The following is a 14,730-nucleotide window of genomic DNA, read 5'->3' on the forward strand; positions in this document are numbered from 1 at the left end:
GAAATGAAATGGCATTTACAGAGCAACAGTATGTAGAAATGAGTACAAAATTACAACAAGTAAAAGATGAAATCCATCGCTTTATTGTAGGACAAGAAGATGCAATTGATTATACTTTGTACGCTGTACTAGCAGATGGTCATGCATTATTAGAAGGTTTACCAGGCTTAGGGAAGACAATGTTAATCCGTACAATTTCTGAAGTACTTGACTTGTCGTTTTCACGAATACAATTTACACCAGATCTTATGCCGGCTGATATAACTGGAACAAGTATGATTGAACGTATCCCAGATGGGAAGCAACAATTTACGTTTCAGCCAGGTCCGATTTTTAGTCAGATGGTGTTAGCGGATGAGATAAATCGTGCTACACCGAAGACTCAAAGTGCTTTGTTAGAAGCAATGGGAGAAAAAACGGTAACGATTTTGGGAGATACAAAAAAAATGGCGAGACCCTTTTTCGTGTTAGCGACGCAAAATCCTATTGAAATGGAAGGGACATATCCGTTACCAGAAGCACAGATGGACCGATTCCTTTGTAAAATTCTTGTTCCCTATCCAGAAAAAAATGAACTAATGGAAATTATGAAACGTACGACAGGTGCTCAGGAAATTGGCTTACAAAAATTGATGAACACTGAGGCTCTAATAGAAGCACAGCAAATGGTGAAAGAAGTGCTGGTTGCTGATGAAATGCTGGAATTTGCCACTGATTTAGTGGTGGCAACGCACCCAGAAAGAGCTGATGCTCTGGACGAGGTCAAGCAATATGCCATGTATGGAAGTGGACCTCGTGGTTTGCAAAGTTTAATAAAATTAGCTAAAGCTAGAGCGCTGATGAATGGGCGGTTCCATGTTTCGGTAGCGGATATTAAATCTGTAGCTAAGCCTGTATTACGTCATCGAATGCTGTTGAACTATGAAGGGGAGGCTTCAGGAAAGACAGCAGATGATGTCATTGATGTTATTTTAGAAAAAATTCAGCAAGGTGTTAGCAAGTGACAGCCAACTACTTATTGCCCGAAGACTGGTTAGCAAAAATTAGTCGTTTTCAAATAGCGACTGCCTCCAAACTACGCGGGCAGCATAAAGGCTCGCATCGTTCACAGCGCTTTGGGGCTTCCCTCGATTTTTCGGATTTTCGAGAATATCATTTAGGTGATGATGTACGACAAGTGGATTGGAACGTCTTTGCCCGAACGGATAAATACTTTATTAAAAGATTTTTAGATGAACAAGAAATGCGCGTACACATTTTACTCGATACCACAAAATCAATGGGGACAGAAGCCAAGTGGATTTTTGCTCGTCAAATAGTGGCATCCCTTGGTTTTATGGTACTTGGTCGAGACGATCGTTTGTCTTTTTCATTTTTACAGGATGATGCGAAGCCACCGTTTCGTCGGAAGGGTGCTATGTATCGCCGAACATTTTTACAAATAGTGACAGATATAGAGGAAGCGAGTTATTCGAATCCTTTTGCACAGGGTGCCTTAAAGGCTTTACCAAAAGACAGTACAGTGTTATTTATTGTGACAGATGGATTAGAGTCCATCGAGGAATGGGAGCAACTTTTAAAAAGGCTACCACGCTATGCTGGTGATGTAAGGATTTTACAAATTGTGACGCAAGAAGAATTATCACCAAACTATTCGGGTGATGTTCGCCTTCTGGATCGTGAAACAGGTAATGAAGTCAATGTGACAATGTCCACAAAAGTTTTAGAAACCTATCACGCAAGACGTTTATTACATGAAGAAGAATTTGAAGCCATTTGTCGGCGTTTCGGCATTCGGAAATTACAATTGAAGGTGGAAGATGGTTTGCAACAGGCAATCTTTCAGCAATTATTAAAAGCACATTGGATTAGGTGAGGTGAGCCGTATTGGGCTTTAGTCAAATCATATTTAGCTGGACGGCCATCATCCCGGTCATTGTCCTACTCTATTATTTCTTTCGAAAAAAATATACAGATCAGACGGTTTCTTCAACACTTTTCTGGTCCGAGATTATGCAGGAAACACGGGTATCTCCGTATTTAAAGCATTTGCAAAAGAATGCCCTACTTTATTTACAGTTACTAGCATTGCTACTCCTTGTGTTGGCACTCATGAATCCCTATGTGAAAAAATCAACGATTGTTGGTGAGCAAACTATATTTATTGTTGATACTTCTGCAACAATGTTAGCTGGTAAGGGGCAATCTACCTTTGACACACATAAACAGGAAATGCTGACGCTTATAGATGAATTAAATGGGAGACCAGTCACGTTAATTACGACTGGTTCAGCACCAAAAGCGATTTTGCAGCAAGAGACAAATGTTAAAGATATCGAAAAAGGTATTAAAGACTTACAAGTAACCTATGAAACGGCAGAAATGGATAAGGCGCTAGATGTGGCACAAGCATTTGTTGGAGATACACCGACTTCAATTTATGTATTTACAGATGCACTCGATAAAAAACAACTACCTATGAACAAGGACTCTGTTAAATGGCTAGTAAGAGGTGCTGCGAAGGACTTAACAAATATTGCTATTACTCGATTTGCTGCAACAACAGATGGACAGGCTACAATGGCGCTTGTGCAGCTTCATAATGATACAGACATCGAGCAAAAGGTCACACTAGCATTACTAAATGAAGAGGGTAAAGAGTTAGTAGCTGAGAATATCGCTGTTCCTCCAATGGAAGCGATAACAAAAACCTTTAAGGAGTTACCTTTAGAAAAATCAATGACAGCAATCATTGATGTGCAAGATGATTATGCAGTAGATAATCAACAAACCGTTTTACTACAAACAGCTACTTCAAAAATTGTGGTTGATCAGGGCATGCATCAATTGATTCAAAAAGGGTTTCAATCCGTAAGTACGGGTGTGAAAATCGTTCCGCCTTTACAAGTAGTAGACAATCAGGATGCCACGGTGATCACTAATCAAGCTGAATTGCTGGAAAAGATGGACAAACCTCTTGTGTTATTTGGCCGTGATGATGCCGAAAAGGTAGAGGTAAGTGGCATAGTAAGTACTAAAAGTGATGCTTTATTTGCTTTTAGCGAGCTCAAGGATGTTTATGTTAGCGCCTTGTATCCTGGATTTGTAAATTATGAAACTATCGCTACTGTTGGAGAACAGCCGTTTATACAGCGCTCTCCTAAAGGGGATATCGTCGTCTTAGCAGATATTGCAGATACGGATTGGCCACTACACCCATCATTCCCGTTATTCTTATGGAGTACTGAACAGCAGTTATCAGAATCCATTGGTTCACTCGGTATTTTCACACCAAATGAACAAAGAGTAGTAGCTTTAGCGCAGGAAGACTGGAGTGTATATTCACAAGAAGATGAATTTCTATCATTGGTTACGGATGGTATGCTAACTGCGCCAACAAAACCTGGCATCTATTTTGTGCGTTCTAATAATGAAGAAAAACATTTTATTGTACAATTGCAGGCGCAAGAACGTGTTATTGAACAAGGAACAAGCTATACATTAGGGGATATTTCTGATAACGGAAAGGCTGAGATTTCGAAGGCTTCTTTTGTCCCTTGGCTAATTCTTATTATTTTAGTTTTACTTGTTTCAGAGTGGGAGGTGCAACGACGTCGTGGATTTACGAATTGATATGCCATTAATATTGTTGCTATTACTTCCATTACTCATCTATTTTGGTTGGACCTATTGGCGAGAACGACAGCGACTAAAAAAGAGTCATGCTATCGTACTTATGATTCGCATGCTAGCGGTAGGCTGTTTAGTTTTCGCATTGGCAGGGCCGTATCTTTTATTACCTATAAAAGAAGAACAAATCGTGTATCTAATTGACCGCTCAGCTTCCATGAATGGGACTGAAGATGAGATGGTACAGTTTATACAGGATAGTTTACAATCGAAAAAAGACGAACAGCTTGCAGGGCTGTATTCATTCTCATCAACATTACAAACAGAAGCCATTATGACTAAAACATTAAAGGAAGTACCAAAGTTTACGGAAATAAAGGCTACTGATCAAACGAATATAGAACAAAGCCTGCAACTTGCCACAGGTATTATAGATCCGAAAAAAGCAACACGCTTTGTGCTCTTAACGGACGGCAATGAGACAAAGGGCAATGCTTTAGATTTCGCCACGAAGTTTAAAGGCTCCAATATTAGTGTGGATGTTGTGCCCTTTAGTCAGCCTGTTGTGAATGATGTTTCATTAATAAGCTTTGTGTCCCCACAAGTTGCCTATGTGGGTGAGCAACAACAACTGGTAACAGAAGTGCATGCAACAACAGCTGGACAAGGCGAGCTATTATTATATGAAAATGATGAACTGATTCATCGTGAGGCAGTCGAGCTAGCCGAAGGAACGAATATGTTTACCTATAAACATGCAGCGACTGGTGAAGGGCTGGTGAAATATGAAGCCGTTGTTCAAGTAGGACAAGACGCAATATTTGAAAACAATAAATTAACAAGTGTCACAATGGTACAAAGCGAACCACATTTACTCATTGTGAATGGCTATGAAACAGCTTCACCAATAGCGGCGGCACTTGGTCAGCAATCAATAGCCTATGATATAAAATCACCTGAAAGCTTACCAAATGAACTCTCTAGTTATTTGCAATATAATGCCATTATTTTCGATAATGTACCAGGACATTTAGTCGGTGAGGCGAAAATGAGTGTGATAGAGCAAGCAGTCAAAAACTTTGGTGTTGGTTTTGCAATGGTTGGTGGAGAAAATAGCTTTGGTTTAGGTGGTTATTTTAAAACGCCAATTGAAACATTATTACCTGTTGAAATGGAAATTAAGGGGAAAGAACAATTACCTTCATTAGGACTTGTCATTGTACTAGATCGCTCTGGTAGTATGTCAGGATCCAAGCTAGAGCTTGCAAAGGAAGCAGCAGCACGTTCAGTTGAAATGCTACGTGATGAAGATACATTAGGATTTATAGCATTTGATGATCGACCATGGGAAATTATAGAGACTGGTCCTCTGAACAATAAAGAAGAGGCAGTGGATACCATTTTATCTGTTACACCAGGAGGCGGGACAGAAATCTATGGTTCACTTGCAAAAGCATATGAAAACCTAGCAGATATAAAACTGCAACGTAAGCATATTATTCTTTTAACGGATGGACAATCACAGCCAGGAAATTATGAAGATTTAATTGAACAAGGAAAAGATACTGGAATAACTTTATCAACAGTGGCTATTGGTCAAGATGCGGATGCTAACTTATTGGAAGCTCTGAGTGAGATGGGAAGCGGACGTTTCTACAATGTTATCGATGAGCAAACTATTCCTTCCATTTTATCTCGTGAAACAGCTATGATTTCCCGTACGTACATTGAGGATAACCCATTTTATCCAATACTCTATCATGCAGGGGGATGGAATACGCTATTTGCCAATGGCGTTCCACAAATGAATGCTTATATCGGAACAACCGCAAAGCAGGGTGCTACCGTCGTGGCTGAAAGCGAAAAAGAAGATCCGGTGTTAGCACAATGGCAATACGGTCTTGGCAAAACATTCGCATTCACTTCTGATTCAACAGGAAAGTGGTCGGGCGACTGGGCAAGATGGCAAAACTGGGGCACATTTTGGCAAACGCTTATTTCACAAATGCTCCCAAGTTATAATGATGTTGCCTATGATGTAAGAATAGAATCAGATGGGTCCTTTATGATTACAGATCCTACAAATGAAGCAGCCTTTTTAGATATTGTTGCGGTTAATGAAGCTGGTGAAGAGTTAGACACACAGCTTGAAACTATATCAGCCTCTCAGGTGCGTGCTGTAGTACAAGCTGACCCGGGATTAATCTTCTTCCGTATCGCTGATGAAAAGGAAACGATTTATCAGGCTGGATTAAGTGTTCCCTATAGTGCTGAGTATGAACTTCTTCCTGCTAATGATAAATTAATAGAAGAATTAACCGAACAAACTGGTGGTGCTATTTTAAAAGAACCACAAGAAGTGTTCCGTGACTTTACAAAGCAAGGGGCGGATCGTCAAAACATTGCGACATGGCTTCTCCTTGCAGGTATGCTCTTATTCTTTATTGATATTACAATAAGACGCTTTGGCTGGAATTTCCTAACGAAGCCGAAGAAAAAGGAGCAAATTGTAGAGAATCACCCCGTACAGGCAGAAAACACGAACGTGGCACAATTATTAAAGGGTATGAAAAAACGCCAATAATTTAGTTAGATGAAAGCAGTGCGAATTATTTCGCACTGCTTTTTGTATATGCATGGAGACAAATCCTCTAAGTTATATCAACAACGTTATTTAATAAAAAGAGCGGGAATTAAAATATTTTACTAGCACGGTTTTACGCAAACTGCTAGCTACTACAATACCTAAGATTGCTCCAATTGAACTTGATATTAAAAAGGCAGGCATGAAAAATAAGGCCGCTACGGATGTCCCCATAAGTAACTTTGCATAGGGCACTGCTACAAGCGATGCGAGAAGACCAGTGCCGATCACTTCACCCATACCAGCTAGCCACATTTTACTGCTATATTTATAGGCAAGACCTGCGCATAATGCTCCAATAATACTACCAGGAATGGCTAACAGTGAGCCTGTTCCTGTAAGGATACGAATGATAGCCGTAACAAAGGCAACTACAACTGTAGGTACGGGTCCAAGTATAATGGCTCCTATTACGTTAATAGCGTGCTGCACAGGGTAGGCACGAGCAATCCCAGTTGGAATGGAGATGAACGTAGAGCCTGCAACGGCAATCGCTACTAATAAAGCCATAATTGTTAATTTTCGAATAGACATGATAGGTGCGCTCCTTTTCGTTTTAGCCACTAGGAAAATGAAAAAAGCCGCTTCCTTCAAACGACAGGAAGCGGCCTTGCTTATACACTGAAAATAGCAAGAAGCGCCACTTCCCTCCGCTAGCATGAACTAGATCAGGTTCGAAGGGTCCGTATATAACCATATACGTCTCAGCCTTTAAAAGACTCCCCTAGTGGTAAGTATTTTTTAGAAGTGTAACATACTTCAATCAATAGTCAATAAGCTTTGATGATTAGTGTGAATCTGGATGCATAAGCTGTGGTGCCTTTTTCAATGTCCAAATCAGGGCAAGGAAGAAGCAGGCTAATAAGATAATGGCACCAAAAATATAAGGACTATTCATATTCCAGTCAAATAAGAAACCAGCTAAAGCGGGTCCAATCATATTTCCAAGACTCATATAGGCATTGTTCAAGCCGGCTGCAAACCCTTGCTCTGTTTCAGCAAGTTTTGAGATGAGTGTATTAACAGCTGGACGAATTAATGTTGTTGCCGTAGAGAAGATGGTTGCTACAACTAATATTAGTGCAAAACCTGAAACAAATAATATTAAGAAAATAGCAATGGAGGCAATAAATAAATTGACCAAAACTACTTTCATTTCACCAAAGCGTTTAAAGAGTGGCGTTATGATAAACATCTGTACAATTACCCCAAATGCTCCACCAACCACTAGAATGGTAGCAATATCGCCAGGTGAGTAATTAAATTTTTCTGTCACAAATAGTGATAAGGTTGTTTGGAAGTTAGCAATCCCAAATGAGAATACCATCATAATAATTAACATAACAAAATAAGGCATATGTACAGAGCGAGCCATCTGTTTCACCAGATTATCTTGCTTTTGTCTATTTTGCGCAGTATTTGGCTTTGTAGATGGTAATAAAAAGTACGATAAAATAGACGCTAAAATGGCGGCAGCTCCCGCCATGAAAAATGGAAAATGTAAGCTAACCTTTGCGAGGAAACCACCAATTCCAGGGCCAATCATAAAGCCGAACGACATTGCAGCTCCTAACATACTCATTCCTTTTCCGCGTTCTTCATAAGTTGTCACGTCTGCTACAAAAGCCATAATAGGAGGTGCAACAAATGCAGAGCCAAGGCCACCTAAAAAGCGTGCCAAAAAGAGCATCCAAACATCTGTAGAAAGGCCAAAACCGATTTGTGCAAGTCCTGTTAGTATAAGACCGAAAATAATTAAATTTTTCCGCCCATACAGGTCAGAAAGATTCCCAGCAATTGGAGAAAATACAAATTGTGCCAAGGCGAACGTTGCAATAAGCATGCCTAGAACTTGTCCTGCTGCTCCAAATATTCTTAAATATTCCGGCATTACAGGAATAATAATTCCAATACTCCCCATTGCGATAAACATATTAAACATTAATATATACAAAGCCGCCTTATTGGACTTCTGCTGGGTCATCGAAAAACCCCCTTTATGTAATCAAATATAGTACAGTCTATCATAAAGAATTATGGCTGGCTAATAGTTGAGATTGCTGTAACTGATCCAATCGTTAGAATGGTTTTCCAGAAAAGTTTTTTTCTCAGAAAACTTCACAATGTAATAGTATCTAATTGATTAATAAACATGAATAGTTAGGAGAGCGTATGAACTTTTTGCTAGAAGTAATTTTGTTGAAATGAAATAGCGTGATAAAAGTGAATAATATTGTTTAAGATGAAGCTATGATGGGCATATGTATTGGCACGTAGTATCTATGGTCTTTTCTTTGATCTAGAGGTGAAAATGATTGTTAGCTTAAACATAGACCAAAGGGATTATAGGAGAGGGGGCTGCGAAGATGAACTACTACAGGCTACTAGTAGAATTGCTTTCTAAATATAGTAATACAACTGAATGCTTACATAAAAAGGGCGAATTGGTTTCTAGACCAATTCGCTCTTATAAATTATCGAATACTCATTTTAAATTCTAAAAACAGCTCATTATATTTACCTAAGTAATCTGGGCCTAAGTTTTTATAGACCTCTAATGTATCACGTTGCTCTTCAGAAGGGTAATAGCGTTCATCAGCAACTACTTCAGGGTCCATTAAGTCCATCGCAGCGATATTAGGCGTCGAATAGCCAACATAATCGGCATTTTGAGCACCAGATTCAGCACTTAGCATAAAATTGATAAAGGCATGTGCACCATCAATATTTTTTGAGGTTTTTGGTATAACCATATTATCGAACCATAAATTGGAGCCCTCTTCAGGAACAGCAAAGTCCAACTCTTCATTTTCAGACATCATGTCCGCTGCCTGACCAGACCAAGTGAGGGCCACTGATGCTTCATTATTGATCATTAATGGTGTAATTTCATCCCCAATGATCGCTTTTACGTTTGGCGCAAGTGTAATCAGCTTGTCAGTTGCTTCACGCAATTCATCGTTATCCAATGAATTCAAGGAGTGTCCAAGACTATTTAAACCCATCCCAATCACTTCGCGGGCACCGTCTACTAAAAATACTTTTCTTTTTAATGAAGGATCCCATAAATCGTCCCAGGAGGAGAAATCTAAGTTCCCAACTAGCTTTGGATTATATACAATTCCTACTGTTCCCCAGAAGTAAGGAACTGAAAATTGATTGTTATCATCGAATGGTAAATCTAAAAAGTACGGATCGATATTTTTAAAATTCGGGATTTTTGCTTTGTCTAAAGGAATCAATAAATTATCTTCCTTCATTTTTTCAATCATATACTCAGAAGGGACAGCAATATCATACGCTGTACCACCTTGCTGTATTTTAGTCATCATAGCTTCATTGGAATCAAATGTTTCATAAATGACATGAATACCTGTTTCTTTTTCAAACTCTTTCAATAGATCAGGATCAATATACTCTCCCCAGTTAAAGATGGTTAAAGTGTCTTTTCCACTTTTTCCTCCACCCGCACTTAAGGCGTCAGCAGCATAAAATAAAAGGGCAGAAACAACAAGTATAGCGATGGTCGCTTGAATTAATGACTTCATTGTTGTCCCTCCGTTCTTTTGCTTGTGCGACTTGTAATGAAGTAATAGCCAACCACAACGATAACTGTTACAAAGAATACTAAACCGGAAATAGCGTTAACTGTTAGAGATATTCCCGCGCGAGCCATCGAGTAGATTTCTACCGATAATGTACTGAAGCCATTGCCGGTTACGAAAAATGTCACTGCAAAATCATCTAATGAATACGTTAGAGCTAGGAAGAAACCTGCAAAAATACCTGGCTGAATATAAGGTAAAATGACACGCATCATAATATCCTTTTTGGTTGCTCCTAAATCTAATGCTGCATCAATTAGTGATTTATTCATTTCTAACAATTTAGGTAAAACCATTAACACTACAATGGGTACACTAAACGCTACGTGTGCTAATAATACTGAAGCAAAGCCTAATTTAATGCCCACCATTGTAAATAAGATTAAAAAGCTTGCACCAATGATGACATCTGGACTGACAATTAAAACATTGTTTAAGGACAATAATGTATTACGCATTTTTGAATCCTTGACTGTTACAATACCGATTGCTCCTAACGTTCCAATAATAGTAGAAATTAGAGCTGAAAGTAATGCTACGATAACGGTATTAATTAAAATAACAAGTAGCCTTGAATCTTCAAAAACAGCCTGATAATGCTCTAAAGTAAAGGACTCAAAGTTATTCATGGAGCCACCACTATTGAACGAGTAAAAGATTAAATAGAGAATGGGTGCATACAGAACGATAAAAACAATCGTTAAATAGACTTTGGCTGATGCAGAAAGTTTGTTCATCGTACGCGACCTCCTTTATCTTTTTGTCCCGTAATAAGCATAATGATTACCATAAATAAAATTAAGAACACGGCAATAGTTGAACCCATTCCCCAATTTTGTGTCACAAGGAATTGCTGCTCAATCGCTGTACCAAGGGTGATAACACGATTTCCTGCAATTAAGCGAGTAATCATGAAAAGTGATAGAGCAGGGATAAAGACAACCTGAATACCTGATTTAACGCCATCCATTGTCAATGGCAAAACAACGCGACGGAATGTTGTAAAAGCAGATGCGCCTAAATCACGAGACGCATAAATAAGTGTTGGATTTAAACGATCTAAAGAGTTAAAGATCGGTAAAATCATAAACGGAATAAAAATATACACGGATACAAAAACAAAGCTAATATCTGTAAAGAGCATTTGCTTTGGATCAAAGCCAAACACTTCGATAAATGCATTGATCGGCCCGTATAAACCAAAGATACCGATAAAGGCATATGTTTTTAACAATAAATTAATCCATGAAGGAATAATAATAAGCAATAACCAAAGCTGCTTGTGTTTCGTTTTTGTTAAAAAGTAAGCAGTTGGATATGAAATTAATAATGTAAAGAATGTAATTAAAAATGCATACCAGAACGAGCTTAATGTCATTTTTAAGTAAACAGAAGTGAAGAACGCTTTATAATTATCGAGCGTGAAATTGCCATGTAAATCGAGTAGGGAATAATAAACAACGAGTGCAATCGGCGCGATAACAAAAAGGGCAATCCATAAAACATATGGAAATAACGCTGATTTTGCTGTCTTAGCTTGCATCTTCGTCGTCTCCGTACGATTCTAATCGTTTATCGAACTCTTCCTCTGTTTCATTTAAGCGCATTACATGAATCGCCTCTGGATCAAAGTCTAAGCCAATTTCTGTCCCTACTTCAGCTTTTTTCAACGAATGGACTAGCCATTCATTGCCATCTTTATCATACGTAGATAGCTCATAATGGACGCCACGGAATAATTGTGTATCTACTTTAACAACAAGTTTCCCCTTATCAATAGTCGTCATTTCTAAATCCTCAGGGCGTATAACGATATCAATTTTCTCATTTGGTTTCATACCTTGGTCAACACATTCGAAAATCTTACCCGCAAATTCAACCTTGAAATCTTCTATCATGACACCAGGCACTATATTGGATTCACCGATGAAATCTGCTACGAAGCGATTAATAGGTTCATCATAAATATCTACTGGTGTACCAGATTGTTGAATTTGTCCTTCACTTAAAACAAAAATTTCATCACTCATAGCGAGTGCTTCTTCCTGATCATGCGTAACGAAAACAAAGGTTTTGCCAAGACGTTGCTGTAATTCACGTAATTCGTATTGCATTTCTGTACGTAATTTCAAGTCTAATGCTGAAAGTGGTTCATCCAGTAAAATTACTTCAGGGTCGTTAACGATAGCACGTGCAATCGCTACACGCTGACGCTGACCACCAGACATTTCGGAGATTTCACGATTGCCATAGCCTGCTAAATTGACAAATTTTAAAGCCTCCGCAACACGTTCTTTAATTTCCTTTTCAGGTAACTTCTTAATACGTAGTCCGAATGCGACGTTTTCAAATACATTTAAATGAGGGAACAGCGCATAATCTTGAAAAACAGTATTCACCTGACGTTCATTGGCAGGAACAGAATTTATTTTTTTATCATGGAAAAACACATCCCCTGTTGTAGGCTCTGTGAAACCAGCAATAATTCGTAAAATGGTTGTTTTCCCACAACCAGATGGGCCAAGGAGAGTATAAAATTTGCCCTTTTCAAGCTCCAAGTTAATATTCTTTAAGACAACTGTTCCGTCACTATAAGACTTGGATACATTTTCAAAACGGATAATGGAATTCATTGTCATTGATGCGCCTCCTTAAGCTATAAATATGAATCCGTTGCAACGAGTAAAATTTTCGTTTCAGCAGCATGTGCATTAAAAATTTGATGATGGTCTGTCGCGTCAAAATAAAGAGCATTGCCTTCACTAGCGATATATTGTTCATTCCCTAAAACGAGACGAATACGCCCTTTCACTACATAAATAAATGTTTCCGAGAGTGATGGCTCAAATTGCTTGAATTCGCCATTGGCTTCAAATGTTAAGAAAATAGGCTCCATTTCTTTTTCGTTGGATGTAGGGATGAGCCATTGAATTTCGTATTTTTTTTCTTCATCCGTAAAGATGGACTGATCTTCTTCTGTATAAACAACCTTTTGTTCAGGTGTTCCATCATCAAAAAATTCCTTAGGTGTCGACCCTAACACTTCTAATATAGAAAAAAGTGTTTCAATAGAAGGTGAATTCAAATCACGTTCTAATTGGGAAATATAGCCCTTACTTAAATCTGTACGTTCTCCAAGTTCCTCTTGGGTAAGACCTTTTTTTAAACGAAGCGCTTTAATTTTTGCTCCTATTTGCATCTTTTCCCTCCTAGAAGAAGTTTAGCAATGATAAACTTTTGAAATATGAAGTTTACTTTAACGAAACTTTTAGTTTACTAAAACCATTACAATTATACATAATAAATAAAAATTTGCAATCGTTTTTTATGAAAAAAATCGCTGTAAAATGTTAAAAAAGGAGTCATAAATGTAGTGGAGAAAAAAATTGTATAAAGGAGAATATAGTTGTCAAAAATAGCTAATAAATAGGATGTAGCAGAAATCCCAATTTTGGATTTGACGATTTTTTGTCGACTCACTACAATCGGGTAATGGGGCGGAGCTTACTTGTTTGAAAAACTACGTTTACTCTGCTATCGTAGAAGACGAGTTCGCTTGTGCGAATGGAATAGAATATATAAACTACATATTTATTCGGAGGGATTTATTATGGCAGAACGCATGGTAGGTAAACAAGCACCTGACTTTACAATGGAAGCAGTACTTTCAGACAAATCATTTGGTAAAGTATCATTAGAAGATATTAAAGCACAAGATAAATGGACAGTACTTTTCTTCTATCCAATGGACTTCACATTTGTATGTCCAACAGAAATCACTGCAATGAGCGATCGTTATGACGAGTTCGAAGACTTAGATGCTGAAGTAATCGGTGTTTCTACTGATACAATCCACACTCACTTAGCGTGGATTAATACAGACCGCACTCAAAATGGTCTTGGTGAATTAAAATATCCATTAGCTGCGGATACAAACCACCAAGTTTCTAAAGATTACGGTGTGTTAATTGAAGAAGAAGGTATCGCGCTACGTGGCTTATTCATCATTAATCCAGAAGGTGAATTAAAATACCAAACAGTATTCGATAATAACATCGGCCGTGATGTTGATGAAACGTTACGTGTACTTCAAGCATTACAAACTGGCGGTCTTTGCCCAGCAAACTGGCGTCCAGGTCAAGCAACTCTATAATAAAATAGAGTTGCGTCATGATGTAACAAATAAAGAGTCCCCACGACATGCTTGTGGGGACTTTTAAGTGAAGTGGCGAGTGCTAATTTACTTTATCTTAGATGGCAATATTTTTTGGGAGGAGTTTTACCCAACATTTAATGTATCTAAAGAACAACGATTTAATAGAGGAGGATTTTTCATGAAACTTCGTGAACAAATGCCAGAGCTAGTTGGCGCAACAACTTGGTTAAATGGTGAAGTAACAAAAGCAGAACTAGTAGGCAAAAAACCAACATTAATCCATTTCTGGTCAGTGAGCTGTCATTTATGTAAAGAAGCTATGCCAGATGTTAATAATTTCCGTGATCAATATAAAGATGAGCTAAATGTTGTAGCAGTACATATGCCACGTTCTGAAGCAGATACTGATTTAGAGACGATTAAGGCAGTAGCGGCTGAGCATGACATTGCGCAACCAATCTTTGTGGATAGCGAAATGAAGTTAACAGATGCTTTTGAAAATCAATATGTACCTGCTTATTTTGTGTTCGATAAAGATGGTCAGCTGCGCCATATGCAAGCTGGTGGTAGCGGTATGAAAATGTTAGAAAAACGTGTAAATCGCGTACTAGACGAAATGCGTAACGCTGAATAATCATAGTTAGTGATGACGGGGATTTAGGTCCTCGTCTTTTTTTATGTTTGAAGCGTTGTCC

Annotated in this window: 13 protein-coding genes and 1 riboswitch; of the genes, 6 read left to right on the forward strand and 7 right to left on the reverse strand. The window is 38.4% G+C overall.

The annotated features are described in order from the left end of the window. Positions 1-8 precede the first annotated feature (8 nt). From AC1Q6O_RS02590 to AC1Q6O_RS02605, 4 genes are read left to right on the forward strand one after another with little or no spacing between them, the layout of a single operon-like run. The gene (locus AC1Q6O_RS02590; protein WP_492400906.1) at positions 9-1,004 is read left to right on the forward strand and encodes an AAA family ATPase; all 996 of its coding nucleotides are present in this window, start codon (positions 9-11) and stop codon (positions 1,002-1,004) included. Then, complete coding sequence (locus AC1Q6O_RS02595) at positions 1,001-1,876, forward strand: DUF58 domain-containing protein (protein WP_008174101.1); 876 nt, start codon at positions 1,001-1,003, stop codon at positions 1,874-1,876. The genes AC1Q6O_RS02590 and AC1Q6O_RS02595 overlap by 4 nt, the downstream gene beginning before the upstream one ends. Before the next feature lie 11 nt (positions 1,877-1,887). Beyond that, the gene (locus AC1Q6O_RS02600) at positions 1,888-3,633 is read left to right on the forward strand and encodes a vWA domain-containing protein (protein ID WP_008174099.1); all 1,746 of its coding nucleotides are present in this window, start codon (positions 1,888-1,890) and stop codon (positions 3,631-3,633) included. Beyond that, positions 3,617-6,214, forward strand: a complete 2,598-nt coding sequence (locus tag AC1Q6O_RS02605) for a VWA domain-containing protein (protein ID WP_342532106.1) — start codon at positions 3,617-3,619, stop codon at positions 6,212-6,214. The genes AC1Q6O_RS02600 and AC1Q6O_RS02605 overlap by 17 nt, the downstream gene beginning before the upstream one ends. A 90-nt stretch (positions 6,215-6,304) precedes the next feature. Here the strand turns inward: AC1Q6O_RS02605 and thiW are convergent, their stop codons facing one another. The 7 genes from thiW to AC1Q6O_RS02640 form a co-directional block, all read right to left on the reverse strand. After that, a complete protein-coding gene (gene thiW, locus AC1Q6O_RS02610; protein WP_043989689.1) occupies positions 6,305-6,808 on the reverse strand; it encodes an energy coupling factor transporter S component ThiW in 504 nt (167 codons plus the stop codon). Positions 6,809-6,902: 94 nt separating this feature from the next. Beyond that, positions 6,903-7,010, reverse strand: a riboswitch (TPP riboswitch). A gap of 51 nt (positions 7,011-7,061) precedes the next feature. Next, positions 7,062-8,258 (reverse strand): MFS transporter, encoded by a 1,197-nt coding sequence (locus AC1Q6O_RS02615; RefSeq protein ID WP_043989688.1) that lies wholly within the window; start codon positions 8,256-8,258, stop codon positions 7,062-7,064. 490 nt (positions 8,259-8,748) lie between these two features. Beyond that, positions 8,749-9,822 (reverse strand): ABC transporter substrate-binding protein, encoded by a 1,074-nt coding sequence (locus AC1Q6O_RS02620; protein WP_008174091.1) that lies wholly within the window; start codon positions 9,820-9,822, stop codon positions 8,749-8,751. Further along, positions 9,819-10,616, reverse strand: coding sequence for an ABC transporter permease (locus tag AC1Q6O_RS02625; protein ID WP_008174089.1), 798 nt, complete (start codon positions 10,614-10,616; stop codon positions 9,819-9,821). Before AC1Q6O_RS02625 ends, AC1Q6O_RS02620 begins: the two co-directional genes overlap by 4 nt. After that, complete coding sequence (locus AC1Q6O_RS02630) at positions 10,613-11,422, reverse strand: ABC transporter permease (RefSeq protein ID WP_089985219.1); 810 nt, start codon at positions 11,420-11,422, stop codon at positions 10,613-10,615. Before AC1Q6O_RS02630 ends, AC1Q6O_RS02625 begins: the two co-directional genes overlap by 4 nt. Further along, complete coding sequence (locus tag AC1Q6O_RS02635) at positions 11,412-12,518, reverse strand: ABC transporter ATP-binding protein (RefSeq protein WP_043989687.1); 1,107 nt, start codon at positions 12,516-12,518, stop codon at positions 11,412-11,414. Before AC1Q6O_RS02635 ends, AC1Q6O_RS02630 begins: the two co-directional genes overlap by 11 nt. Positions 12,519-12,535: 17 nt before the next feature. After that, the gene (locus tag AC1Q6O_RS02640) at positions 12,536-13,078 is read right to left on the reverse strand and encodes a helix-turn-helix domain-containing protein (RefSeq protein WP_008174085.1); all 543 of its coding nucleotides are present in this window, start codon (positions 13,076-13,078) and stop codon (positions 12,536-12,538) included. A 411-nt stretch (positions 13,079-13,489) separates the two neighbouring features. Here AC1Q6O_RS02640 and AC1Q6O_RS02645 point away from each other — a divergent pair, with 411 nt between their 5' ends. Together AC1Q6O_RS02645 and AC1Q6O_RS02650 are read left to right on the forward strand one after the other, a co-directional pair. Further along, complete coding sequence (locus AC1Q6O_RS02645) at positions 13,490-14,032, forward strand: peroxiredoxin (RefSeq protein WP_008174083.1); 543 nt, start codon at positions 13,490-13,492, stop codon at positions 14,030-14,032. Between the two features lie 181 nt (positions 14,033-14,213). Next, entirely contained in the window at positions 14,214-14,669 is a 456-nt protein-coding gene (locus AC1Q6O_RS02650; protein ID WP_025113759.1) for a TlpA family protein disulfide reductase, read from the forward strand. The last annotated feature ends 61 nt before the right edge of the window (positions 14,670-14,730 follow it).

The sequence above is a fragment of the Lysinibacillus sp. GW823-FHT06C08 genome, assembly GCF_058795135.1.

Bases quoted from the DNA above. Each gene is read 5' to 3' on its own strand.
- AC1Q6O_RS02590 (WP_492400906.1), top strand. From the start codon at position 9: ATGGCATTTACAGAGCAACAGTATGTAGAAATGAGTACAAAATTACAA.
- AC1Q6O_RS02625 (WP_008174089.1), bottom strand. From the start codon at position 10,616: ATGAACAAACTTTCTGCATCAGCCAAAGTCTATTTAACGATTGTTTTT.
- AC1Q6O_RS02635 (WP_043989687.1), bottom strand. From the start codon at position 12,518: ATGACAATGAATTCCATTATCCGTTTTGAAAATGTATCCAAGTCTTAT.
- AC1Q6O_RS02645 (WP_008174083.1), top strand. From the start codon at position 13,490: ATGGCAGAACGCATGGTAGGTAAACAAGCACCTGACTTTACAATGGAA.
- thiW (WP_043989689.1), bottom strand. From the start codon at position 6,808: ATGTCTATTCGAAAATTAACAATTATGGCTTTATTAGTAGCGATTGCC.
- AC1Q6O_RS02650 (WP_025113759.1), top strand. From the start codon at position 14,214: ATGAAACTTCGTGAACAAATGCCAGAGCTAGTTGGCGCAACAACTTGG.
- AC1Q6O_RS02640 (WP_008174085.1), bottom strand. From the start codon at position 13,078: ATGCAAATAGGAGCAAAAATTAAAGCGCTTCGTTTAAAAAAAGGTCTT.
- AC1Q6O_RS02620 (WP_008174091.1), bottom strand. From the start codon at position 9,822: ATGAAGTCATTAATTCAAGCGACCATCGCTATACTTGTTGTTTCTGCC.
- AC1Q6O_RS02615 (WP_043989688.1), bottom strand. From the start codon at position 8,258: ATGACCCAGCAGAAGTCCAATAAGGCGGCTTTGTATATATTAATGTTT.
- AC1Q6O_RS02630 (WP_089985219.1), bottom strand. From the start codon at position 11,422: ATGCAAGCTAAGACAGCAAAATCAGCGTTATTTCCATATGTTTTATGG.